Raw genomic sequence first — 23,730 nt, 5'->3', positions numbered from 1 at the left:
ATAAGAATTTTAATAAAATTATAAAAAGTCAGTCTTCATAGGGTGAAATGAGGAGAAGATGTTACATGCATACAGAAGAAATTAATTTCAAACAAATTATTGAAATGAATATGCTATATGAAACTTTACTCAATGAACTCGATATCGGGATTCATATTATTAATGAGGAAAGTAAAACGATTGTCTATAACCGCAAAATGATGGAAATTGAATCAATGGATCGCTTAGATGTATTATATAAAAGTCCTTTAGAAATATTTGCATTTGAAGAAAATAAAAATAGTACTCTTATAGAGGCATTAAAATTTGGAAAAACAAAGAAAAATATAAAACAAACGTATTTTAACAATAAAGGACAAGAAATTACAACGATTAACGATACTTTCCCTATAATAGAAAATGGAAAAATTAAAGGCGCTATTGAAATATCAAAAGAAATTAGTAACTTAAAACAAACGATAAAAATAAGTCCTTCTCGAAAACAAAGCACTAAATTTACCTTTGATCACATAATTGGTGATTCTGAAGCCATTCAATCAATCATTACAGAAGGAAAAAGAGTAATTCGTACATCTTCCTCCATACTTCTCGTAGGGGAAACAGGCACTGGTAAAGAACTATTTGCACAAAGCATCCATAATGAAAGTCAGCGTTCAACCAAACCCTTTATTTCACAAAACTGTGCCGCTATACCTGATACCTTAATGGAAAGCCTACTATTTGGCACAAATCGAGGTGCCTTTACAGGAGCAATAGATAAATCAGGCTTATTCGAAGAAGCGAACGGAGGAACTTTGTTATTAGATGAAATCAACTCATTAAGTCCAGCACTTCAAGCGAAGTTACTACGAGCTATACAAGAAAAAACAATACGAAGAATCGGAGGCACACACGAAAAAGAAATTGATGTTCGTATTATAGCAACTATCAATGAAGATCCTTTCGAAGCCATCGCACATAATCGATTAAGAGAAGACTTATATTATCGATTAAGCGTCGTTACTTTATGTCTTCCGCCTTTACGTGAAAGAAAAGAAGATATTCCAGATCTTGTTCAGCACTTTATTGAAAAATATAATACTCAATTTGGGCTCAATGTAACCGATGTAGATGTAAATGTAAGAGAATTTTTCTATGCATACAATTGGCCTGGAAACGTACGGGAGTTGGAACATATAATTGAAGGTTCCATGAACTTGATAGAAGATGAAACCATCATTACAGCGTTTCATATGCCTACTCGCTTTCGTGAACGAATAAAAACAGAATTCAATATGCAACATGCACTAACTAATCACAATACTGATGCACCTAAAACTTTAAAACACACAATAGAAAAAATGGAAAAGAACTACATTAACCAAATTCTTAAAGAACATCATGGCAACATCTCACAAGCTGCAAAATTTTTAGGATTAAGTAGGCAAAACTTACAATATCGAATTAAAAAACTGCATTTACACATATGAAATAAACATGTCTCCAAGTGCAAAAAATAACTTGGTAAAATATGTTACAATAAACATATAACATGCTAGAAAGGGCTATATATATGAGTAATGATAAAAAATTAAAGTTATTACACTACTTATACCTTCTCCCTGCTGTTCTATGTATAATGTTATTCATTAATGGTGATATGAGTAGCTTTCCTTATGCAAAGCTATTAGCAACAATTAGTGGCTCCTTTGCAGCTATTATGCTTGCTGCTTTTTGGAATTTGAAGCTACGTATAAAAAACGAGAAATCTTCGTAATACAAAAAAAATCGAGCTACTTAGCCCGATTTTTTTATTTGCCATTAAAACTCAACATTCTCTAAATACAACCCACTTGCCTCAGCAAGACAATTAATTTGATTGCGCTGCTTTTCCTCTAAAATGTTTGGAATTGCTTCAGCGTCTAATTGTCCTAATCCAACTTCAATTAATGCCCCGACAATTTTTCTTACCATATTATGAAGGAAGCCGTTACCACTTACTCTAATTTGTACAAACCCTGCCTCTTCCATCACATCAAGTGTATATACTTCTCGAACCATAGATTTTTTCTTTGATTTCGCATTTGAAAAAGCAGTAAAGTCATGTGAACCAACTAAATGTTTCGCAGCTGCTTTCATGCTTTTCACATTTAATTTTTTATTCACATGCATGCTGTATTTACGCATAAATGGATTTGTATGCTCTTCATTCCAAATTTTATACAGATATGTTTTTGCTTTAGAATTGTAACGAGCATGGAAACGATCATGTACTTCTTCCACATTCGTAATGCTAATATCATTAGGTAAATATTGATTTAAATATTTTTTCACTTTATGTTCCACTAACTTCTCATCACTTTGAAAGTTAGCAACTTGATTCAAAGCATGTACACCAGCGTCTGTTCTACTACAACCAATAATTTCAATTTCTTTTCCGACCATTTCAGATATGACACTTTCGATTTTTCCTTGAATTGTATTATCGTTATTACCGAGACGTTGCCATCCTTTAAAACGTGCGCCATCGTACTGAATTGTTAATTTATAATTATGCATAATATTCTCCTTCATAGAAAATATTCCCTCATACCATGAGGGAATATTAATAAACTTTACTTTCTAACAAGCTTCACTACATTTTCTACGTGAGCTGTATGCGGGAACATATCAACTGGTTGCACATACTCCACTTCATAGCTCTTCATTAATGCTTGTACATCACGTGCTAATGAAGAAGGATTACAAGACACGTACACAACTTGTTTCGGCTTCACTTTTAAAATTGTTTCCAGTAATTTATCATCGCAACCTGTACGTGGTGGGTCGACAACAATTACATCTGGACGCCATCCTTCTTTTACCCATTTCGGTAACCATTGTTCAGCTTTACCTGCTTCATATTTCGTATTTGTAAATCCGTGACGCTTTGCATTTTTTCTTGCATCTGCAATCGCTTCTGGAATTACATCCATACCACGTACTTCCGCTGCATCATTTGCAAGCCAAAGACCGATTGTACCAACGCCACAATACGCATCTACAATTTTCTCATCGCCTGTTAACGCAGCGGCTTTTTTTGCTTCATTATATAAAACAACGGTTTGCTCTGGATTCAACTGGAAGAACGCACGTGCTGATAATTCAAATGATAAATCACCAAGTGTTTCTTGAATTACTTCTTTTCCAGCTAATTTAAATGTTTTGTCGCCAAAAATAACAGATGTTTTACGCCAGTTTACATTTTGCATAATTGATTTAACCGCTGGCATCTGTTTTTGTACTTCTGCAATAAATTGTTCTTTATTTGGTAATTCTTCTTTTGTTGTAATAAGTGTAACTTGTACTTCACCTGTTTGAACTGCAGTACGTGTTACAATTGTGCGTACTAAACCTTTTTGTTTTTTCTCATTGTAAATAGAAACATTTAATTTTTCTAAAATACGTCTTACAACTTTTGTCGCTTCATTCGTTGCTTTATGTTGAATCATACAGTGAGCGATATCAATTAACTGATGTGAGTTTTGTTTATATAGCCCTGTAATAACCTTTTCGTCTTTACGCCCCACTTGTAATTGACTCTTATTACGATAATGCCATGGATTTTCCATGCCAAGCGTTGGACGAATTTTCTCTTCCATACTATTTTTCATGTACTTCTCAAATGCTTGTACAACGATATCACGCTTTTGATTCAATTGTTCTTTATAATCTAAATGTTGCAGCTGACAACCGCCACACTCCTCATATACTGGACACGGTGCTTTCACACGATGCGGTGAAGCTTTACGAACTTTTTTCACTTTCGCTTCAGCGAAGCCACGCTGAATTTTCGTTGTTTCTGCAACAACTTCTTCTCCTGGTAATGCCCCTGGAATGAAAACAACTTGTCTCTTAAAATAACCAACGCCTTCTCCGTTAATCCCAAGACGTTTAATTGTCACAGGAAACGTTTGACCAACTTCCAACTTACTCTCATGTTGCTTTTGTATCATTATTACACCTCTACTCTATACTTTTCCATAAATATAACGCTGCATAACTGCAGTATGGTTCACACTCTTGTTTCAATTTTTCTAAAAATGCATCATCAGGTTTATCATCTAATTGAAATATACCTTGCACTGCACGCTGAATCCCAATGTCCGCTTTCGGGAACATATTTTTCCGTCCAAGCCCAAACATTAAAAAGTTTTGCACTGTCCATGCACCAATTCCCCTAATTGGCAACAATTGTGCTGAAATGTCTTCTTCCGTCCCATTTTCTATACTCGCTAAATTTAATGTACCACTGACAATACTTCGACCTAATCCTACTATATATTCAGCCTTTCGCTGACTCAACTTCTGCTCTCTCAATTCTTCTATTGAAATATTTGCTACTATTTCCGGAGTGGGGAAAAAGAATACACCGTTCTTCTCTGTTCCATACCGTTTCACAAATTGTTCTGTTAACACAGTAGCAAATTTCAAATTTATTTGTTGGTGAATGATACAGCGAAGCAGACAAGCAAAATAATCAAATTCTAAAATAATTGGAGTATAAGCATATGTTTCAAATAGTGGACGTAATGATGTGTTTAAAAAATGATTTTGTATATCTTGAAACGGTTCATTCCAATGAAAAATGGCTCTCATTCGTTTCATGACTTTCTCTGGATCTCCTGTCTGACTAGAAATCCAAAACTGTGGATTTTGAACAGTACCAATCCCTTGTAAGCGAACAACAACCTGTTCCTCGTCGATACAAAGCGGGATATAAATAACTTTCTCATCTAATTGAATGACGTTAAGAGGATCAAAAGATAAACGTTTTAATACTTCTTCAAAATGATACGGATACTCTAACGTAACATGCTCGCTCCACATACGTTTCCCCATCCTTTTTACACATCATTATAGCATGAGAAAACCGTAAGCATACATGCTTACGGTTGATTGCCTTTTACTAAGTCATCTAGACTTTTAAAATGATACCCTTTCTCGCGCAAATCATCAATGATTTTTGCAAGTGCTTCTGCATTATCTTTTGATATTGCATGAAGTAATAAAATAGATCCTGGATGAATCATCGTCATAACATTATTATGCGCATATTGCCATCCTCTTTGCTGATCCACTTTCCAATCCAAAAATGCAAGTGACCAAAATACATTATAATAGCCCATTTCTTTCGTAAGAGCTAACGTTCTTTCACTAAATACACCGCGCGGAGGACGTACATATTTCACTTCTTTTTGCCCAGTTACTTTTTTAATTTCTTCCGTTACACTCGTTAATTCTTCACGAAGTTTCTCATCATTTACCGCTGTAAAATCAGGATGACTCCAAGAATGGTTTCCAATAATGTGTCCTTCATCCTTCATTCTTAACAATAAATCTTTTTGTGTTTTAATGTAATGCCCCGTTACAAAGAAAGTTGCTGGTACTTTTTTCTCTTTTAATACATCTAATATTTTCCCTGTGTATCCATTCTCATATCCATTATCAAATGTTAAATAAATATCTTTTTTCTTCGTATCTCCTAAATAAAACCCGCCATTTTTTTGTAGTAAATCTGTATATAACTTTCCTGCATCTGGTACTGTTTCATTTTTAGGACGCGGGATTCCCCAGTTATGTGGAGTATTTGTATAAGCCAGTGCTGAAACTGGAACAAGTGCCATCATAATTGAAAAAATGAGACCGATATATAACCATTTATATTTCATAAATAGTCTCCTTTCCATATATAATCGTACTTGTAGTTTCTGTTGCAACGCATTCTTTCATGCTGAACATGTTTTTCTATATATACCAAAAAAATGCATCTCGAATCATTCGAGATGCATTTTTTATTTACTTAAATACTGGCTCTTTAAAGCTAGCTAATTTTTCAAGTGATGTTTTATCAACATCTGCATGTAAGCTATTACCATGAGAGTCCATCGTTACAACTGCTTTAAAACCGTCGATACGTAAATGCCACATTGCTTCTGGAATACCAAATTGTAAGAAATCAACATCTTTCACTTCTTTAATACATTTAGCATAATATTGCGCTGCACCACCGATTGCGTTTAAATATACACCGCCATGTTCTTCTAAAGCCGCTAATGTTTTCGCACCCATACCGCCTTTTCCAATGACAGCGCGAATACCGAATTTCTTCATAATATCGCCTTGGTACGGTTCTTCACGAATACTTGTCGTTGGACCTGCCGCTTTAATTTGCCAATTGTCATTGTCATCTTTCACAACAACTGGACCACAGTGGTAAATAATTTGTCCATTTAAATCTACTGGACAATCATTATCCATTAAATGCTTATGGATTGCGTCACGACCTGTATACATCATGCCATTAATTGTTACAACATCACCAACGCGAAGTTCACGAATTTGCTCTTCTGTAATTGGTGCTTCTAATACAATCTCACGTTGCTCTGTTTTTTCTTGTACTTCATGCTGAAGTGTATCTTCCCCTTCTTGATATAGCCAATCCATAATGTCTCCTGTTTCAGGATGGATTTTCACACCAAGGCGACGATATGCCCAGCAATTATACGCAACAGATACATAGAAACTAGCTGGCAAACGATTATAGACGCCAATTTTACAACCAAGTAAAGTTGTTTCTCCGCCAAATCCCATCGTACCAATGCCAAGCTTGTTCGCATTTTCTAATACGTACTCTTCAAGATGTTGTAACTCTGGTACTGGATTGACATCATCTAATGTACGGAATAATTGATTTTTTGCTAATTCATAACCTGATGTGCGGTCTCCCCCGATACCAACACCAATTACACCAGCGCTACATCCTTGCCCTTGTGCTTGATATACTGCATGAAGAAGGCATTTACGAATCCCTTCTAAATCACGGCCAGCTCGTCCAAGTCCTTCTAGTTCACACGGTAAGCTATATTGAATATTTTTATTCTCACAGCCACCACCTTTTAGGATTAAACGTGCATCAATATAATCTTTTTCCCATTGTTCAAACTTAATCACCGGCGTACCTGGTCCTAAATTATTTCCACTATTATCTCCAAAAAGAGAATCAACAGAATTGGGACGAAGTTTACCATCTTTTGTCGCCCGCTCAAGCGCATTATAGATAGCTTCCTTCAACTTTAATTGATTCACACCAACTGGTGTATAAATTTTAAACGTTGGCATCCCTGTATCTTGGCAAATCGGCGAGATGTTATCATCAGCCATTTTAATATTATTTGTAATTGTGCCAAGTGCCATCGCAGAACGAGTCCCTGCATTTTCTCGCTCTTTCGCTTGTTGAATCGCACGACGAACATCTTTCGGTAAGTTCGTTGACGTTTCAACAATTAGTTGATACATGCTTTCTTGAAGCTTTTCCATTGTTACTTCCCCCTCAATTGTGAACGCTACCAAAACGTTATGAGCTGAAAATTCAATTGTTATGCTCTTTAGCTATTTATTTCACGCTATTAGAGCATAAATGAAATTTTTCACAACTTGATTATACCTCTTTTTCTATCGTCCTTCTATTACCCGAACAGAAAAAGGCTACCAAATTGGAATTGGTAGCCTTTTTAATATATTATTCGTCTTTTTTAAATTGCTCACATTTTAATTCTAATTCATCTAACATTGCAAGAAGACGATCTACATCTTCTAATTCTACTTCTTCGGGTTCAATTGTATCAATTACTTCAATGAACATATTTAAACGTTCTTTTAAATATACTAATTGTGTATCTTTATCTTGAATTGCTTTTCCCATGAAGGCACTCTCCTTTTAATTCGAGTTGCTTTTATTATACCGCAAAAACGATTGCTATGGGCATGAAATTTCATCAATTTTTTCACAGTCATCCACTATAATGTAAGCCCTCTCTCTTTTCATGCTAAAAAGTTTCACTTTATAAAAAGCACATATTCTTCTATTATAGAGAATGGACAAATTGTTATTTCAATAGTCAAAGGAGTATTTCATATGACGATATCACAAAAAATGAAGCCGATTACTCCTTCTTACGATCCATGGGAAGCGTATATGGACCTTGAAGAGTACGGCAAACTACTATTAACAAATGTTGAATTTACAACGACGACGTTATGCAATATGCGCTGTGAGCATTGCGCTGTTGGTTACACGTTACAGCCGAAAGACCCAAATCCGCTTCCGATGGATCTTTTATTAAAACGATTAGATGAGATTCCTCATTTACGTTCTTTAAGTATTACTGGCGGAGAACCTATGCTTTCAAAAAAATCCGTCGACAACTATGTAACACCACTCTTAAAATATGCCCATGAACGAGGCGTTCGCACTCAAATCAACTCTAACTTAACTATAGATTTAGCACGTTACGAACAGATTATTCCTTATTTAGACGTATTGCATATCTCTCATAACTGGGGAACAATTGATGACTTCGTTGAAGGCGGATTTGCAATGATGGAGCGTAAGCCTACTTACGAACAACGTGCAAAATTATTCGAAAGAATGATTACAAATAGTAAGGCTCTATCAGATGCAGGTGTACTTGTATCTGCCGAAACAATGTTAAACAAAAGAACTCTACCACATATTGAACATATTCACCGCCAAATCGTCGAAGAGATGGGCTGTAAACGTCATGAAGTTCATCCAATGTATCCAAGTGACTTCGCGAGTAATCTAGAGATTTTAACAAAAACTGAAATTCGTGATGCGATTGAGCATTTACTAGAAATTCGCGATGAAAATGTATGGATGTTATTTGGAACTTTACCTTTCTATGCTTGTAGCGATGACGAGCGAGACATTGCCACATTTAAAAAGTTACAAGAGAGCAAAAATGTAACTGTTCGTAACGATCCAGATGGTCGTTCACGCTTAAATGTAAATATTTTTGATGGCAATATTATCGTTACTGATTTTGGTGATGTTCCACTTCTAGGAAACATACAAACAAACACATTACAAGAAGCGTATGAAAAATGGAGCGCTTCAAAAACAGCAAAATCATTAAGCTGTCACTGTCCTGCAGTAAAATGTCTTGGACCAAATGTTCTTGTAAAAAACAGCTACTATCCGACAGAAGATTTCTTATCAAAAACAGCAAACATTACATTATAAAAAAACGTCAGCTTATAAGCTGACGTTTTTTCATGTTATTGCGAGTGGGAAGAAGAAATGAATTTAAAAAATAAATAATCATGAATTGGAATCGCCGCTCCAATTCCTTGAGAAGTAATATTTTTCACAACAAGTCTTTTTTGATTTCCCTTTAATACAAGATACACTTCTCCAAATGTTACTTTTCCCTTTTCATTTACTGCTGGTGTATAAGCGTATAAATATCCGAGTTGACTCGGACTAATATTATACACACGCTCATGTCCAGTACCATAACCAATAGTTGTTTTAAACGAAAGGGGCAATTGTACTTTTTCAAGCGCTTTGAGAAGCATCATTTTTTTCACATCTGCAGCATCTTTCATATCTGCTGTTAAATCGCCTTCAACCGTCTTTTGTGTTTCTTGCTTATAGCGAAGTGGATACAAACGGTCTCCTCCGCGATTATCATACACATTTCGATTCACTTGTTTATATTCCCAATTAATCGATGTGTCTACTGATTCATAATGTAAAGCCCATTGACCTAAATAAATTTTTGCCCGATACCCTACTGCAAGGGGAGCATTTGAAATTGTCGTTTCATTAAACATCCGAATTAAGTCTGGATTTTCAATTTTAATATTAGCCGTTTTCAATAGCTCTTGAGCAAATTTACTTGGTTGTAAACGTGGCAAATCTTGCGCATCATTTGGAAATGTATTGTCTTTTGAAATATTTAAAACAGATGAAGGCATTTTTGTTCCTACTGTTGTCTTTGCAAAACTCATGTTAGGAAATAATAAAATAAACGAGACCATAGTTGAAAGACATATGCTGTATACTCGTTTCACCTGTCTGGCTCCTTCCTATGTAGGTATATATACTACTTCGTTTATTGTTTTCTCTGAGCGCAATTGTTATGCCTATTTTTCATAATAAATAAAAACCAATTCCCATAATGACATACGCCGCTAGTAAAGTGCCACCTTCAAACCAGTTTGTATCTCCATCATTGGAAATCGCAATCGTTAAGAAAACGGCTGTAATCATAGACACAAGTTCTGGTATGGTAAATACTAAAGGCATCCTTTGCGCGAAGAACATAGATAGCAATACTAATACAGGAGCAACAAACATGGCGATTTGTAATGTAGAGCCTATTGCAATTTCGACTGCAATATTTACTTTATTTTTATAAGCCATAATAATTGCAGACGCATGTTCCGCTGCATTCCCAACAATTGCAACGATAATAACCCCTATAAATAACTCTGACCAACCAAATGACTTTGCAACAGTTTCAAAAGTATGTACGAGTGCCTCTGACACATAAGCTACTGCCAGTGTTGCTATCGCTAAAATAAGGAGCGCCTTCCCTTTTGACCACTCTGGCTCTTCTTCATGCGCTACTTCGTCACTTTTATGTTGATATACACCACGGTGCGTAACTAACTTAAATAGTAATGCAGCAAGGTACATGATAATCATAATAATAGAAACACCTATACTTAATTGATACGTCTTGCCAGCGTCCATCTTCATTGAAAAGATCTCTGGAATAACAAAGGCCACAACAACAGCAAATATTAATAAAGCTGAATTATGCCTTGCATCATATACATTAAAACTTTGTCTTTTGTATTTAAGACCTCCAACAAAGAAAGATAACCCTCCTACCAATAATAAATTTCCAAGTACAGAACCGGTTAAAGAAGCTAACACCACTTCAATTAACCCTGCTTGAAGTGCAAAAATTGAAATGATAAGTTCAACAGCATTACCGAAAGTAGCATTTAATAATCCGCCTATTCTAGGACCAGAAACAATTGCTAGACTCTCTGTTGCTCTCCCCATAAAACCAGCTAATGCGATAATCGTAATACAATACACAGCGAACATAATTGTTTCTGGCCAATGAAGTGTTTTTCCAAGTACAGATAGTGGTACACCTATAAGCGCTACTATAAGAAATATTTTATTAAACATGCTTTTCATCCTTCCATCGTATGTATTTCTCCTCAATATTATTATTATTCTTCTCCTAACTTGTCCGATTTCATCACAATTACGTTTAAAAAATCGGATTGAAGAAAACAGTATGAAAGATATTTAAATTATCTTGTTTAAACAGACAGAATTATAAATTGTGAAAAGGGGTTAAAATTATGCACTTAAAAGAAAAAATCGCAACTATTATTCAAGGTCAACGTACTGGTGTATTATCTACAGTACGAAATGAGAAACCTCATAGCGCCTTTATGATGTTTTTCCATGAAGATTTTGTACTATATGTTGCAACAGATCGACAATCAAAAAAGATAACAGATATTGAACAAAATCCTAATGTCCATGTACTACTCGGACGAGAAGGAAAAAAATTAGATGAAGATTATATTGAAGTTGAAGGGTTAGCTTCAATCGAGGAAGACTCAACATTAAAAAACAAGTTTTGGAATAATAGCTTAAAACGTTGGTTACTCGGTCCTGAAGATCCTAATTACGTATTGATCAAAATCAATCCCGACACAATTTATTACATTGATGGTGCGGGTACGACGGAGCCTGAGTTTTTACGACTATAAAATAAAACAAGCCCCCCCTTAGGTGGGCTTGTTTTGTCGAAAAGTTCTTTAAAAAAAAATAATAAAATAGGTGGAACTTTCTAAAGATCCTGTTATATAATAGCAGTAACTTAAATAAACTGTATTAAAACAGAATGAGAGGAGAAATAAAATTGATGAAGAGAGAAGAACGCAAAAATATGATTGAGTTTATTGAAAAGAAAAAAGGGATTGAGCGTGACGAATTACTGTTTATGACAGACGATGAAGTAGAACATATTTATAATGTAACGTACTTTTTATATGAGGAAATTGCAGAGTAGTATAATAATCCCCACCTTATTAAAAATATAAGGTGGGGATTATTTCGTTATTTAGCCCACTATTTACAGGCAGTAAAACTCCCACCTTAAAATTCAGGTGGAGCAAGAAGTTAAGTTGAAGTCGCGCTTTCTATAAAGCTCAATTGCTTCAACTTTATACATGAGAATCATTTTCATGTATAATACTGTAAGATTGGAGGAATTTTACTATGAGTTCGTGGCTCTTATTTGCACTATTATCAGCAATTGCTGCTGCCCTTGTATCTATTTTTGGAAAGTTTGGTTTAGACGGCATCGATGCAAACGTTGCAACAACAATTCGATCTATTATTATGGCATTATTTATGATAGGCGTTATTATCATACAAGGTAAATTTCAAAATATCGGCGACGTACTGCTAAATAAAAAAGCACTGCTATTTATCACATTAAGTGGGGTTGCAGGTGCTTCGTCATGGCTATTTTATTTTCTTGCCCTCAAAACAGGAAAGGTTTCACAAGTAGCTCCTGTCGATAAATTAAGCGTCGTATTTTCTATCATTCTCGCTATGATTATCCTCGGTGAAAAGTTAAACTTTATGACCGGTGTTGGTGTAGTCTTTATTACAGCTGGTGTATTATTTATTGCTTTCAGCTAAAAAAACCGCTATTAGCGGTTTTTCTTTTTCTTTATGTACAACCATACAACACATGTAACAACTGCTGAAATTAATAAAATCCATATTCCATAATGATGTAAACTATACTCAACGAAGCGCCACTTCTCGCCTAACTTCCAGCCAAGCCCAATAAAAACACTTATCCAAATGAGCGCACCACCGTAAGCGTACAAACAAAAACGCCAAAGTGTCAAATTTGATACCCCAGCAAAATATGCCGTTAAATGACGTACTCCCGGTATAAAATAACCAATCATTAAAAGAAATGGCCCATATTTTTCAAATAAAATATGTGTTTTTTCAATGTGATGTTCTTTAATTCTAATTTTCGGCCCATATTTCTTTAAAACAGGGAGCCCAAGTTTTAAACCTAATATGTAGCTTAACGTGATCCCTAACATCGCACCAGCCATCCCACTTAAAAAAGCAGCAGTTCCTGACATAACTCCTTTTGAAACATTATAACCAACAAAGGTCAATAAAAACTCGTCTGGTATCGGTAATCCGACAATACCACCAGCCAAAGCTATAACAATTCCAAAATAGCCATAATGCGCGATTAACTCGCCAATATGTTGTTCCATTCGGAAGACACATCCTATGCACGATCGTTATTCCACATTGTACCCTTTCTATCTTTAAGGCAAACATGGTATACATATTCACTATACATTGTTTTTATAATGAACTCTACTTCTATTCTTTCCTTTAACAGAGATAAAGTGAAACTTTAATCAGTGGGAGTTTTGTTCATCCTCTACTAATTATTAACCTATGCCAATCTTGCTTCTACAGACATCCCGACTCCCACATAACTTACTTACATTCAACAATTTTGAGATTAGATTCTTACTGCCCGCAAATAACCCGATAAAAAATAAAAATTCATATGCGTGTTTTTTTGTTACAATAAAGGAAAGTTACTTTTCGCAACGGTTTAACTCTCAAGAAAAATGATATATCTAGCAAAAACATAGTTTGGTCTATATAATGCAACTTCTACCTATTAAAAGAACATACACCCTTTTACATACGACATCATTTTTCTAAATTATACAGGGGGGAACGAACATGACCATTGAAAATCAATTTATTCAAAAAGTTTACTATAAAACATTTTTAACAGAAGAAACTTCTACTCCTGCATCGGAAGTACTCGGTGAAGCATATATAAATGAATCTAAAAATGAATTCTCCAACATTTCTAATATTCGATTTGCTCAAGGTGAATTTTATTATCAAAATAAAGATTTTGAAGCAGCTATATTTAAATGGGAAAAAGTAAATAATGCTCTTGCACTTTGGGCGACAAAAAATATTGCAGATGCTTATTTTGAACTAGGATTCTTACCAAAGGCAGAAGAAATTTATCAATCTATTCAAACGGAAGATACAACTCTTACGATGGAGGTTTCCTTACAACTTCTTTCTCTTTATATCGAACAAGATCGTTTAGGACTCGCTTTTAAGACGATTAGTGAAGCTGTTGCATTCCAACCGGATTATCCAAATATTACTGCAATTGCACGTTCTTTCTATGAAAAACAAGAAGATTGGAACAACGCTATCGAACTAGCTGTTCAAGAAGGTATTCGAACACAATCTTTACACTGGTTTGATACGTTAATAAATTACATAAACAAAGGATTTACAAAAAATATTAAGCCTGAATATTTCTATGAGTCTTTAAAAGCTCTATATGCTGTTGATCAAGCTCAATTTAAAGAGCTTGTTATTGCTCTTTGGAATAGCTATCAACATGAATCCTTATACCTTCCTTGGATTCAAAGTATTAATCATTTATTCTTGCATATTGAAACAGACAATAATGACGATTGGAATGAAATTTCTACTCGCTATCAAGAAACATACTTTGCATTAATTACCGGAAATCATTTTATGCATGAATTAAACGGACTTGTACCAAATTTATTAACAAATTGGTTTAGTTTAACGAAAGCAAAAGATTCTCTAGTTGTCTCTGCAGCAGTGTTAGCATGGAATGAAGTCTCACCTACAACTTTAGAATCATTACTCGTAAAAAGTGCTGGATCCTTACTTTCTAATACATCAGCTGAAGCAGATGTAAATATGGAAACAGTTTCTCATTTATTCGAAACAATCGCTGTATGGGCTGAGAAAAATGATGTAGATTTAAGTCATCAATTTACGCTACTAGTCCATGAACTATGTGATTTAAATGTCACACCACTACTAATAGCTGGAACTAGTGACCATGATAAAACATCATTTGTTAATTCAATATTGGGAGAGAACATCTTAACTGAAACTTTAACAACTCCTATTCTATTTAAAGACGCTAGTCAAACTGAAATAACAGAATTTACCGAGTTAGATATACGAAATATCCCTAACCTTGATGAATTCCATCAAATAACGGCTACATCTGCTCAGTCAGAACTTGAGAAAAAATGTATAGAAATTAAGCTACCAAGTAGGTTTTTAAGAAAAAATAAGTTTACATTTCTTCTTACACCATCCATTCAAGAGCAATTGGATAAAAACAATGCATACTTTGAATACTTACAAGCAGCAGATAGTCTTGTTTACGTATTAAATTCTTCTTCACCATTGCATAGTAAAGAAATTGATACATTAATTTATTTACGTGAACAAGTACCAAACTTACAAATTCACTTCGTATTACACACAAATAATACGACTACTAATGAAAAACTAATTAGTAAACTTAAAGTACATTTTCCAGATGCACAATTCTTCCCATACTCTCCTTCGCAAGAGAGTAGCCAGCAACTTGGAGATGTAACAGAATCTATTCTCTCTAATCTTGCAAAACGCGATATAGAAAAAGAACGTATAGAAAAGCTAATATGGTTTACACAAAAGACAATTGCTTATCTCATAAATGAACGTGTGGAATTAGAAAATACATTAGTAAAATCCGTACGCTGGAATAAACACATCTCAGTGAAACTTACTGGATTTATTAATAACCTTACTGCTCTTGAAAAAGATAAAATTCGCTCTATTACCGAATCCTATCTTTTAACGAAAGAAGAAATTACACGAGATATACATTCTCAAATTCCTGAATTATTACAGAGTTGCTCTGATCTTGTTCAAGAAGATAGTGATTTCAAACTAGTTCATGAAGAATTAAATGCTGCAATGAATGAACGTGTTCAAAAGCATGTACAACAGGTACTTCTTCCTAAATTTACTGGGTCTATTCAAGAATGGATTGAAACAGCACATAATGAATTTATTCAAGCTCAAGCTTATTTAGATGAAATGAGTGAAACGTTTAATAAATTATATAAAGAAGAACGTATGAAACTTCCTTGCGATTTCAAATTATTAGATGATTGGAATCGAGATGTTGCACGAATGACAAATCGAATTACAGTAACGAACATCAATATTTTATTACGCTTTACACCGACACAGTTTTTCTTAAAAAGTGCCGGAAAATTATTTGGTAATATGCAAAAAAACCAATCTATGCTCGCCAACAAATATAAACAATATATTGAAACAGAAGACTATACAGAAATTGCTCACACAATTTCCAAACAATTCTTCCTTCAATTTGAAGTATTTGAAGGTGCATTAGAACGTGATATCATGATGTTCTTCAAAGATCCACTTAATATATTGAAACAAAATGTAGATGCAGCTCAACTTGAGATACAGGAAGACGAGCAAACATTAGCGACGCTAAGAAGCAATCCAGAAACATATCATGATCCTTTGGCGTTATTTAAACTACAATTACTACAACATAAATTTGTTTTAAGTACTACAAAGAAACATGAAGATATCTCTGTATCAAACGAATCTCCTACTGTTTAACAAAAAAACCAAGCAAACTAAAATTTGCTTGGTTTTTTTTACTTTATTATTTTCATATGTTCAAACGGATAATAAATGCCTGCTAACTTTCCTAACACATCTTCTCTATCAATAAAACCTAAACCATTTCTACTATCTTTACTTATTAAGCGATTATCTCCCATAACAAAAATCTTATTTTTAGGAACTGTAATCGGTCCAAAGTCCTCTGTTAAATTCATAAGTTTTTTTTCTGCTTGTTTTTTATTACTATCCAAATACTCTTCATCTTTCACTTCAGAATTTACATATAATTGATCATTTCTCATCTCAATTATATCTCCAGGCAATCCAATCACTCTTTTGACATAAAAATTATCTGTTTTCACAACAATAATATCTTCTCTCCCATAGCTTTCAAATTGTTTTGCTAACTTATTAACAATCACCCTATCTCCATCTTGCAACGTTGGCCTCATAGATGCTCCTTTTACAGTCGTCGGAAAAAACACAAAAATTTTCGCCAAAAACACCAATAAACATGCAATTGCAATAGTTCCAAAGAATTCACGCCAACGTTTTTTCTTTTGCATCATTTCACCAACTCATCATCTTTTTACTTTTATTATAAATAATACGACCGGTGATTTTCTACAAAATTCTGAATTATAAAATTATAATATTAGAAATTTAAAAATAAAAATACTGATCAAATTAACAAGCAAAAAAGATACTCTCAAAATAGTCTATCCACTATTTTTGAGAGTATCTTTTTATAATCCCACATATACAATACACATTTGAGCAGCTACATATGTAAGCCAAATCCAAAGTGGCTCATACTTCAATTTACGTCCTCCGATATCTGTCACGCCAATAATGAAATCAGAAATTACAAACAGTAAGCCACCAAACGCTGGTATCCACCATATCCCTGTATTTTCATAATATAAGGCGAATGCAAAGCAAGCCATTCCTCCAACCCACAATCCGTAAATTAGAGCTCCTATCGTAAACAACTTATCCTGTTTATCATTTCGGATAAAGAAGAACCATCCTACAATTAGAAAGAGCCCATATACGAGTAAGCCAATCCAAAAACCATTCCATGAAATTCCTGTTTGCAAAAATGCTTTTACATAAAAACAATGAGCAAGAGCGAAAGTAACCATCCCTCCAATTAATCGATGACCAATTGGAATCAGCCCAGCCATAAACAAATCTCCCACAGTCGATAAAGTCATACCAAGTGCAACCCACGTACTATACTCTACAGATGGATCTTGTAACCATATGCAAATTGCACTACCTGTTAAAGAAAAACTAAGAATAAGACGAATTGCTAAAGGTAACGGCATATTATCTTTCGTTCTTTTTGTCTGCCCCATTGCATAAATTGCACCAATAAAAAAAAGAAATATTTGCCCAATTAACACCACGTAAAGTAGATTCATAATATTTTCTCCTCAATAAATGCTTTTTGTATCTTTTTTCGTTACACTTAGTCTATTATCCTTTTTCTATGAAAAAAGAAGAACAGTACTGTTCTTCCATTGTAATCGCTTTTCTGCTCTCTATGCTACTTGTTTTTCTTGCTCCATTTTTTGCTTAGCTGGTGTCCTATTTACCACAATGATTCCCGCGGCTACACATGCTAAACCGAGTAGCACAAATGAATGAATTGCTTCACCTAAAATCATGCTCGATAATAACACACCAAATACGGGTATAAAGAACATATACATAGATACTTTTCCAACCTTGTTATACTTCATAATTGTATTCCAAATGCAAAAACCAGCTGCAGATAAGAAAGATAAATAAATTAGCATAAGTAGTGCATGTAGACTAAATGTAAATGGCATGAATCCAACTTGTAAAGCCCCTATACATAATAATCCTATAGAACCAAAAATCATTTGGTATGCTGTCATATAGCCAACATCTAATGTTTTACTACCTTCTTTTGCTAATATGTTTCCATATGAATACAGCATTGCTGCACTAAGAAGTAATAAGCTTCCAATCCCAAAATGAAATGATAAGCTACCATCACTCGGCACATTTACTAAAATGACGCCACAAAAACCAATAGATACCCCAATTAATTTTCTCATATTGAGAGCATCATCTTTATATAAAAAATGGGCGAGTAAAATTTGAAAGAATGATGATGTTCCTGAAATGATAGCTCCTTCAATTCCTGAACTATAACTCATTCCAATGTAAAAACAGATATATTGAAGAAACGTTTGGAATAAACCAATTTGTATTAACTGTTTCCCTGTTCCTTTTTTGAAGCTCATATCTTTTCCTAACACTTTAAAGAATAATAAGAGCATGACTCCAGATAAAAAGAAACGATAACCGGCAAATAATATTTGCTCTCCAACTTCTTGTGGTTGAATTCCAAGTTCAACATAACTTAATTTAATAAAAGGAAATGCGCTTCCCCATAAAAAAGTTGCTACTATTGCAGCAATAAATACGCCAATCGGATGGGTAAAAATTTTCTCTGTCTTCACTTGTTGTCTTCCTTTCCGATCTTTTTATGAACAATATTCATATATACCAGAGGAGTTGCGAAAACACAAGTTTTCCGTTTATACTTGAAACAAAACCGTACCATCTCATAAAAACATATGATATACTATAGAATAATTACAACATAAGAACTATTAAAAACAGATTCAACAGAAATGCTGCTATCCATTATGGATGGCAGCTTTCGTCGTTTTATAGGGGTTTCGATTTTGATTATTTTTCTCAATAAGAATGCGGAAGGAGCGGGTAGTAATGAACTCAGAAGTAAAAACGTTACAGTCAAAAGAAACAATTTCTCATCCCTCTTTATGGGACACATTAAAAAAACATTATGAACTTGTATTTGCAGTAGCATCTGGTATTTTTATTTTAGTTGGCTGGTTATTCACAAAGAACGATGTAATGAATGTAGGTATTACTTGCTATATCCTTGCTTATATAGTTGGTGGATATGCAAAAGCGAAAGAAGGCATTGAAGATACGATTGAAGAAAAAGAGCTAAATGTTGAAATGCTAATGCTCTTTGCAGCTATTGGTGCTGCAATTATTGGCTACTGGGCAGAAGGGGCTATCTTAATCTTTATCTTTGCGCTCAGCGGTGCTATGGAATCTTATACATTAAGTAAGAGCCAAAAAGAAATTTCCGCTCTTCTTGACTTACAACCCGAAGAAGCATTACGCATTTCCAACGGAACGGAGGAACGTGTTCCTGTTGGAGAGTTACAAATTAACGACATTATTTTAATTAAACCAGGTGAACGTGTTCCCGCTGACGGTACGATTCATAACGGTGAAACAAATATTGATGAAGCAGCAATCACGGGAGAACCTATTCCAAATGAGAAAAGACATGGCGATGAAGTATTTGCAGGTACTGTAAATTTACGTGGTGCTATCGAAGTTAAAATTACGAAGCCAAGCGATCAAACATTATTCCAAAAAATTATCCGTCTCGTCCAAAGTGCACAAAGTGAAAAATCACCATCACAACTATTCATCGAAAAGTTTGAAGGAACATACGTAAAAGGTGTACTACTCGTTGTTGCGCTTATGATGTTCGTTCCTCATTTCTTACTTGACTGGAGCTGGAATGAAACGTTTTATCGCGCTATGATCTTACTTGTAGTCGCATCTCCTTGTGCACTCGTTGCTGCCATTACACCAGCAACGTTATCTGCAATTTCTAATGGAGCAAGAAATGGAATTCTCTTTAAAGGTGGCATACATTTAGAACGCCTCGCTTCAGTAAAAGCAATCGCCTTTGATAAAACAGGAACATTAACAGAAGGAAAACCTACCGTAACAGATGTATATGTTCGAGAAAATATGACAGAAAAAGAAGTACTTTCTATTACAGCATCCATTGAAAGTCACTCTACACATCCTTTGGCTGCATCTATTGTTAAATATGCACAACATGCGTACGACATTACATTAAAAAAACCTGAAAAGGTTGAAGATGTAACTGGTTTTGGGCTAAAAGGAATATTCGAAAACAACGCTTATAAAATAGGTAAAGCTGATTTTATCGGTGAAGAAACAAAAACATTTCATAATGGTATTTCTGCCTCACTTGAAAAGGAAGGTAAAACTGTCGTTTATATTAGTGATGAGGGAGGCATTCTTGGACTTATCGCTTTAAAAGATACGCTTCGCCAAGAAACAATAGCTGCTATTCGTGAATTACAAAGCATTGGTGTCGAAGCAATTATGATTACTGGAGATAATGAAGAAACGGCAAAAGCAATTGCCTCTGAAAGTAATATAAAGGAATATTACGCATCATGTTTACCAGAAACAAAAGTTGAAACGATTAAAAAGTTAAAAGAAAAATACGGTACAGTAGCAATGGTCGGAGACGGTATAAATGATGCACCTGCACTAGCTACTGCTAGCATTGGTGTCGCAATGGGAGAAGGAACAGATGTAGCTTTAGAAACTGCGGATGTTGTACTGATGAAGAACGAACTATCTCGTCTTTCCCAAGCAATTCGTTTATCAAAACGAATGAACCGTATTGTGAAGCAAAACGTAATCTTTTCGCTAGCCGTTATTGCCATGCTAATTTGTTCAAACTTCTTGCAATTTTTAGCTCTTCCATTCGGTGTTATTGGCCATGAAGGAAGTACGATTCTTGTCATTTTGAATGGCTTACGATTATTAAAAGGCAGCAAATAAAACGGGTCCCTCATAGAGGACCCGTTTTTTTTAATGATAGCTATTATGACCGTTCGCACTGCTACTCGTTTTATGCTTTGGATGCGAACTGCTCTTTTGTTTATTATTACTTTTATTATTATGGTTCTTTTTATTATTACTCATGAAATATCCCCCCTGTTCCTTTTTATTATGGAACAAGAGCTCATTATTCATTACGGGAATTATTGTCACCGGTTCTATAATGGTGGAGTAAACCATTAATTTCACCGCCAAGTAAAATTACCCATCCAGTTAAGTAAAACCATAACATTAAAATAATGATACCACCGAGACCACCATATGTATTGGCGTAATTCGCAAACTTATCTACATAATAAGCAAATGAGTACGATACCACAATCCATCCTACAGTAGCAAATAACGCCCCTGAAATAACTTCTCTTCTTTTTAACTTTCGATCTGGGGCAAATGTATATAAGAAACTAAACAAAGCAAATAGCACGAAGAAACTCGCTACTAATCGTGTAATGCTCCACACGAAAGAAAAACTATCTGATAAACCGAGTGCTTTAAACACTGCTGCTCCAATAACTTGTCCGAATACCGGAACAATTAACGCAAAGACAATCATAAAAATAATAGCTAATGTAAACACAATTGATAACGCTCTTGTTGTAATAAAAGAACGTGTTTCCTTCACGTCATAAGCGCGGTTAAAAGCATTCATAACCGCATTAACACCATTTGAGGCAAACCATAACATGGATAATAAACCAAATGATAATAAACCACCATTTTGCTGGTTTACAACTTTATCTACATTTACCTCAATTAAGTTCATTGCATCATCTGGTACATAAACCTCTAATAAACTAAGCACATCCTCTGTTTGAATGGGAATAAATCCAAGAAGCGTAATTAAGAAAACGAGCCCAGGAAAAATTGCAAGCAAGAAGAAATAAGCGAGCTGTGCTGCCAAGCCCGCTACATCATCGCGCATCGTCCGGTCATATAAATCTTTACCAAACGAATAAGTACGATTTCTTCTCACCTTTTCTAAAATTTTTCTCATATATGTTTAAACGCTTTTCTTCTCTTCTTTATCTTGCTTTAACTCAATGTACGCTTCAGTTTTTTTTTCCACTGCATTTGAGTCTTTCATAAATAATTCACGCGCTTCTTTCATACCACCATCTTCAGCAACTACTGGCTCTTCTTCTGCTTTCAGCTCATCTACCTTTGGAGATACAGCTTGAATTTCAATCGTTTCTGGCTTTTCTTCTGGCTCAACTTTTTTCTTACTAAAAATTTCTTTCGTTTCTTTTAACGTCTCTACAACAGATGGCGTTAATTTTTTAATTTCTGCTACTTTCGCTTTTACCACATTGAAATCAGCAAGTTCGCGTCCTTTATCTGTAACAGTTTGCACTTTTTCTTTGATCTTTGCATTTTCACCAATTTCAATCATCTTTGTTTTTGCTTTTTCTGCTGTATTTTTTACTTTTTCACGGTTTTCTTTCTTTAACATGGATACAGCTACACCTGCCGCTACACCAATCGCAATGTTTCGAGCAATATTATTTTTCTTTGCCATATTCCTTCACCCTTTCATTTCTTATGTTAGAAAGTATTTCTTTCTAAGCTTCCTCATATTCCTTGTTCATTTCGAATGAAAGCTAATAGCTTTGCACACCCTTCTGTTACAAGGTCATATACTTCTTGGAAATTCCCTGTATAGTAAGGGTCAGGAACGTCTGTCCAGCCACCGTCTGGAACAAAGTCGGACAGCCTACCAATATAGCCTCCAGTTTTACCTAAACTTTTTAAATCTGCTATATTCTTGTTGTCCATGGCAATAATATAATCAAACTTTGTTAAGTCTTCTTTTTCTACTTGCCTTGCTTTAATTCCTTCAAAAGTGACTGCATTTTCTTTTAAAATTTTTTGTGTTCCTTTATGTGGCGGATGGCCAACATGCCAATCTCCAGTTCCTGCAGAATCAATGACAATTTTCTCTTCAAGTCCCTCTTTTACGACAAGATTTCGAAAAATCGCTTCTGCCATCGGAGAACGGCAAATGTTCCCAAGACAAACAAACAATACTTGAACCATACTTTTGTTTCTTCCCTTCTTGGTGCATTTCTTAATATATACTTATAGTATAAACAACCAATTATTAAATATAAAGGAAATCCCTACTAATTTAATGGGATTGAAAAGATTCATTAACGAAAATGATAAAAAATGTTAAGATAGCCTTATGTTATTTTAAAGGGGGACACTTCGGTGGATTTATCCGTAAAGTCAGAAGAAAACGTTGAATATATGGTCGAAGCTATTAAAGAAAAATTACGTATGGTTAATGCTGGAGCGATGAGAGCTGCTAGTTTTAACGAAGAAATGTACGAAGATTTACGTGACATTTATGATCATGTTATGAAACGTGAAACATTCAGCATTAGTGAAATGCAAGCTATTACAGAAGAATTAGGTACATTAATTAAAAAGTAAAAAAGCCTCTCTTATATGAGGCTCTTTTTTATTTCCAACAAATTCATGACAACTCATCTCTTTCCCTCAACCAACTGTAAAATATTGTACAATAGAAGTAGAACCTCATCTTA

General features: G+C 34.6%; 24 protein-coding genes. 9 read left to right on the top strand and 15 right to left on the bottom strand.

Going from position 1 to position 23,730, the window contains the following annotated elements:
* The first annotated feature begins 65 nt into the window (after positions 1 to 65).
* Positions 66 to 1,469: a sigma-54 interaction domain-containing protein gene (locus N2V80_RS02435; RefSeq protein ID WP_061655995.1), complete on the top strand. Its 1,404-nt coding sequence runs from the start codon at positions 66 to 68 to the stop codon at positions 1,467 to 1,469.
* Positions 1,470 to 1,552: 83 nt separating this feature from the next.
* Positions 1,553 to 1,756 (top strand): hypothetical protein, encoded by a 204-nt coding sequence (locus N2V80_RS02430; RefSeq protein WP_000063853.1) that lies wholly within the window; start codon positions 1,553 to 1,555, stop codon positions 1,754 to 1,756.
* Between the two features lie 44 nt (positions 1,757 to 1,800).
* On the opposite strand, the gene truA is transcribed toward N2V80_RS02430, so the two are convergent.
* The 6 genes from truA to N2V80_RS02400 all read right to left on the bottom strand — a co-directional run bounded on the left by truA (position 1,801) and on the right by N2V80_RS02400 (position 7,723).
* Entirely contained in the window at positions 1,801 to 2,538 is a 738-nt protein-coding gene (gene truA, locus N2V80_RS02425; RefSeq protein ID WP_000553118.1) for a tRNA pseudouridine(38-40) synthase TruA, read from the bottom strand.
* A 56-nt stretch (positions 2,539 to 2,594) separates the two neighbouring features.
* The gene (rlmD, locus tag N2V80_RS02420) at positions 2,595 to 3,974 is read right to left on the bottom strand and encodes a 23S rRNA (uracil(1939)-C(5))-methyltransferase RlmD (protein WP_000615200.1); all 1,380 of its coding nucleotides are present in this window, start codon (positions 3,972 to 3,974) and stop codon (positions 2,595 to 2,597) included.
* A 10-nt stretch (positions 3,975 to 3,984) separates the two neighbouring features.
* Positions 3,985 to 4,848 (bottom strand): DNA-3-methyladenine glycosylase family protein, encoded by an 864-nt coding sequence (locus N2V80_RS02415; RefSeq protein ID WP_061655994.1) that lies wholly within the window; start codon positions 4,846 to 4,848, stop codon positions 3,985 to 3,987.
* A gap of 59 nt (positions 4,849 to 4,907) precedes the next feature.
* The gene (gene pdaA, locus N2V80_RS02410) at positions 4,908 to 5,690 is read right to left on the bottom strand and encodes a delta-lactam-biosynthetic de-N-acetylase (RefSeq protein ID WP_000875956.1); all 783 of its coding nucleotides are present in this window, start codon (positions 5,688 to 5,690) and stop codon (positions 4,908 to 4,910) included.
* Positions 5,691 to 5,817: 127 nt separating this feature from the next.
* Positions 5,818 to 7,338: a class I fumarate hydratase gene (fumA, locus tag N2V80_RS02405; RefSeq protein WP_061655993.1), complete on the bottom strand. Its 1,521-nt coding sequence runs from the start codon at positions 7,336 to 7,338 to the stop codon at positions 5,818 to 5,820.
* Positions 7,339 to 7,540: 202 nt separating this feature from the next.
* Positions 7,541 to 7,723, bottom strand: coding sequence for an SE1561 family protein (locus tag N2V80_RS02400; protein ID WP_000513558.1), 183 nt, complete (start codon positions 7,721 to 7,723; stop codon positions 7,541 to 7,543).
* Positions 7,724 to 7,936: 213 nt separating this feature from the next.
* Between N2V80_RS02400 and yfkAB the strand changes: the two genes are divergently transcribed.
* Entirely contained in the window at positions 7,937 to 9,064 is a 1,128-nt protein-coding gene (gene yfkAB, locus N2V80_RS02395; protein WP_061655992.1) for a radical SAM/CxCxxxxC motif protein YfkAB, read from the top strand.
* A gap of 35 nt (positions 9,065 to 9,099) precedes the next feature.
* Here yfkAB and N2V80_RS02390 read toward each other — a convergent pair whose 3' ends face one another.
* The gene (locus N2V80_RS02390) at positions 9,100 to 9,897 is read right to left on the bottom strand and encodes a YfkD famly protein (protein ID WP_002098868.1); all 798 of its coding nucleotides are present in this window, start codon (positions 9,895 to 9,897) and stop codon (positions 9,100 to 9,102) included.
* Positions 9,898 to 9,976: 79 nt separating this feature from the next.
* A complete protein-coding gene (gene cax / locus N2V80_RS02385) occupies positions 9,977 to 11,032 on the bottom strand; it encodes a calcium/proton exchanger (protein WP_000482133.1) in 1,056 nt (351 codons plus the stop codon).
* 179 nt (positions 11,033 to 11,211) lie between these two features.
* On the opposite strand from cax, the gene N2V80_RS02380 reads away from it, so the two are divergent.
* The 3 genes from N2V80_RS02380 (at position 11,212) to N2V80_RS02370 (ending at position 12,568) form a co-directional block, all read left to right on the top strand.
* The gene (locus N2V80_RS02380) at positions 11,212 to 11,628 is read left to right on the top strand and encodes a pyridoxamine 5'-phosphate oxidase family protein (RefSeq protein WP_000550220.1); all 417 of its coding nucleotides are present in this window, start codon (positions 11,212 to 11,214) and stop codon (positions 11,626 to 11,628) included.
* 155 nt (positions 11,629 to 11,783) lie between these two features.
* Positions 11,784 to 11,930: a BH0509 family protein gene (locus tag N2V80_RS02375; protein WP_000817786.1), complete on the top strand. Its 147-nt coding sequence runs from the start codon at positions 11,784 to 11,786 to the stop codon at positions 11,928 to 11,930.
* Between the two features lie 209 nt (positions 11,931 to 12,139).
* The gene (locus N2V80_RS02370; protein WP_000100296.1) at positions 12,140 to 12,568 is read left to right on the top strand and encodes an EamA family transporter; all 429 of its coding nucleotides are present in this window, start codon (positions 12,140 to 12,142) and stop codon (positions 12,566 to 12,568) included.
* An 11-nt stretch (positions 12,569 to 12,579) separates the two neighbouring features.
* Here N2V80_RS02370 and N2V80_RS02365 read toward each other — a convergent pair whose 3' ends face one another.
* The gene (locus tag N2V80_RS02365; protein ID WP_000434878.1) at positions 12,580 to 13,173 is read right to left on the bottom strand and encodes a DedA family protein; all 594 of its coding nucleotides are present in this window, start codon (positions 13,171 to 13,173) and stop codon (positions 12,580 to 12,582) included.
* 487 nt (positions 13,174 to 13,660) lie between these two features.
* Between N2V80_RS02365 and N2V80_RS02360 the strand changes: the two genes are divergently transcribed.
* The gene (locus N2V80_RS02360) at positions 13,661 to 16,423 is read left to right on the top strand and encodes a tetratricopeptide repeat protein (RefSeq protein WP_061655991.1); all 2,763 of its coding nucleotides are present in this window, start codon (positions 13,661 to 13,663) and stop codon (positions 16,421 to 16,423) included.
* A gap of 38 nt (positions 16,424 to 16,461) precedes the next feature.
* Here the strand turns inward: N2V80_RS02360 and lepB are convergent, their stop codons facing one another.
* The 3 genes from lepB to N2V80_RS02345 all read right to left on the bottom strand — a co-directional run bounded on the left by lepB (position 16,462) and on the right by N2V80_RS02345 (position 18,927).
* Positions 16,462 to 16,998, bottom strand: a complete 537-nt coding sequence (gene lepB, locus N2V80_RS02355) for a signal peptidase I (RefSeq protein WP_053512346.1) — start codon at positions 16,996 to 16,998, stop codon at positions 16,462 to 16,464.
* 177 nt (positions 16,999 to 17,175) lie between these two features.
* Positions 17,176 to 17,856 carry a lysoplasmalogenase gene (locus tag N2V80_RS02350; protein ID WP_001051071.1) on the bottom strand — a complete coding sequence of 227 codons (681 nt, stop codon included), beginning with the start codon at positions 17,854 to 17,856 and terminating at the stop codon, positions 17,176 to 17,178.
* A gap of 120 nt (positions 17,857 to 17,976) precedes the next feature.
* On the bottom strand, positions 17,977 to 18,927 hold the full coding sequence (locus N2V80_RS02345; RefSeq protein ID WP_061655990.1) for a DMT family transporter: 951 nt from the start codon (positions 18,925 to 18,927) through the stop codon (positions 17,977 to 17,979).
* A 271-nt stretch (positions 18,928 to 19,198) separates the two neighbouring features.
* Here N2V80_RS02345 and N2V80_RS02340 point away from each other — a divergent pair, with 271 nt between their 5' ends.
* On the top strand, positions 19,199 to 21,124 hold the full coding sequence (locus tag N2V80_RS02340; protein WP_001083773.1) for a heavy metal translocating P-type ATPase: 1,926 nt from the start codon (positions 19,199 to 19,201) through the stop codon (positions 21,122 to 21,124).
* A 187-nt stretch (positions 21,125 to 21,311) separates the two neighbouring features.
* Here the strand turns inward: N2V80_RS02340 and N2V80_RS02335 are convergent, their stop codons facing one another.
* Genes N2V80_RS02335 through N2V80_RS02325 form a run of 3 tightly spaced genes read right to left on the bottom strand, consistent with a single transcriptional unit; the run spans position 21,312 to position 23,218 of the window.
* Positions 21,312 to 22,178, bottom strand: coding sequence for a YihY/virulence factor BrkB family protein (locus N2V80_RS02335; RefSeq protein WP_001226536.1), 867 nt, complete (start codon positions 22,176 to 22,178; stop codon positions 21,312 to 21,314).
* 6 nt (positions 22,179 to 22,184) lie between these two features.
* Entirely contained in the window at positions 22,185 to 22,700 is a 516-nt protein-coding gene (locus N2V80_RS02330; protein ID WP_001085388.1) for a DUF4075 domain-containing protein, read from the bottom strand.
* Positions 22,701 to 22,753: 53 nt separating this feature from the next.
* On the bottom strand, positions 22,754 to 23,218 hold the full coding sequence (locus N2V80_RS02325; protein ID WP_000250916.1) for a low molecular weight protein-tyrosine-phosphatase: 465 nt from the start codon (positions 23,216 to 23,218) through the stop codon (positions 22,754 to 22,756).
* A gap of 174 nt (positions 23,219 to 23,392) precedes the next feature.
* Here N2V80_RS02325 and N2V80_RS02320 point away from each other — a divergent pair, with 174 nt between their 5' ends.
* Positions 23,393 to 23,617, top strand: a complete 225-nt coding sequence (locus tag N2V80_RS02320; RefSeq protein ID WP_000366196.1) for a DUF1128 domain-containing protein — start codon at positions 23,393 to 23,395, stop codon at positions 23,615 to 23,617.
* Positions 23,618 to 23,730 lie beyond the last annotated feature (113 nt).

It is taken from the genome of Bacillus sp. FSL W8-0640 (genome assembly GCF_038007725.1).
Lineage (GTDB): Bacteria > Bacillota > Bacilli > Bacillales > Bacillaceae_G > Bacillus_A > Bacillus_A cereus.
The sequence above is the reverse complement of the archived record's forward strand: the minus strand, read 5'-3'. Positions and strand labels throughout refer to the sequence as shown.

Bases quoted from the DNA above. Each gene is read 5' to 3' on its own strand.
- N2V80_RS02435 (WP_061655995.1), top strand. From the start codon at position 66: ATGCATACAGAAGAAATTAATTTCAAACAAATTATTGAAATGAATATG.
- N2V80_RS02430 (WP_000063853.1), top strand. From the start codon at position 1,553: ATGAGTAATGATAAAAAATTAAAGTTATTACACTACTTATACCTTCTC.
- truA (WP_000553118.1), bottom strand. From the start codon at position 2,538: ATGCATAATTATAAATTAACAATTCAGTACGATGGCGCACGTTTTAAA.
- rlmD (WP_000615200.1), bottom strand. From the start codon at position 3,974: ATGATACAAAAGCAACATGAGAGTAAGTTGGAAGTTGGTCAAACGTTT.
- N2V80_RS02415 (WP_061655994.1), bottom strand. From the start codon at position 4,848: ATGTGGAGCGAGCATGTTACGTTAGAGTATCCGTATCATTTTGAAGAA.
- pdaA (WP_000875956.1), bottom strand. From the start codon at position 5,690: ATGAAATATAAATGGTTATATATCGGTCTCATTTTTTCAATTATGATG.
- fumA (WP_061655993.1), bottom strand. From the start codon at position 7,338: ATGGAAAAGCTTCAAGAAAGCATGTATCAACTAATTGTTGAAACGTCA.
- N2V80_RS02400 (WP_000513558.1), bottom strand. From the start codon at position 7,723: ATGGGAAAAGCAATTCAAGATAAAGATACACAATTAGTATATTTAAAA.
- yfkAB (WP_061655992.1), top strand. From the start codon at position 7,937: ATGACGATATCACAAAAAATGAAGCCGATTACTCCTTCTTACGATCCA.
- cax (WP_000482133.1), bottom strand. From the start codon at position 11,032: ATGTTTAATAAAATATTTCTTATAGTAGCGCTTATAGGTGTACCACTA.
- N2V80_RS02380 (WP_000550220.1), top strand. From the start codon at position 11,212: ATGCACTTAAAAGAAAAAATCGCAACTATTATTCAAGGTCAACGTACT.
- N2V80_RS02375 (WP_000817786.1), top strand. From the start codon at position 11,784: ATGAAGAGAGAAGAACGCAAAAATATGATTGAGTTTATTGAAAAGAAA.
- N2V80_RS02370 (WP_000100296.1), top strand. From the start codon at position 12,140: ATGAGTTCGTGGCTCTTATTTGCACTATTATCAGCAATTGCTGCTGCC.
- N2V80_RS02365 (WP_000434878.1), bottom strand. From the start codon at position 13,173: ATGGAACAACATATTGGCGAGTTAATCGCGCATTATGGCTATTTTGGA.
- N2V80_RS02360 (WP_061655991.1), top strand. From the start codon at position 13,661: ATGACCATTGAAAATCAATTTATTCAAAAAGTTTACTATAAAACATTT.
- lepB (WP_053512346.1), bottom strand. From the start codon at position 16,998: ATGATGCAAAAGAAAAAACGTTGGCGTGAATTCTTTGGAACTATTGCA.
- N2V80_RS02350 (WP_001051071.1), bottom strand. From the start codon at position 17,856: ATGAATCTACTTTACGTGGTGTTAATTGGGCAAATATTTCTTTTTTTT.
- N2V80_RS02340 (WP_001083773.1), top strand. From the start codon at position 19,199: ATGAACTCAGAAGTAAAAACGTTACAGTCAAAAGAAACAATTTCTCAT.
- N2V80_RS02335 (WP_001226536.1), bottom strand. From the start codon at position 22,178: ATGAGAAAAATTTTAGAAAAGGTGAGAAGAAATCGTACTTATTCGTTT.
- N2V80_RS02330 (WP_001085388.1), bottom strand. From the start codon at position 22,700: ATGGCAAAGAAAAATAATATTGCTCGAAACATTGCGATTGGTGTAGCG.
- N2V80_RS02325 (WP_000250916.1), bottom strand. From the start codon at position 23,218: ATGGTTCAAGTATTGTTTGTTTGTCTTGGGAACATTTGCCGTTCTCCG.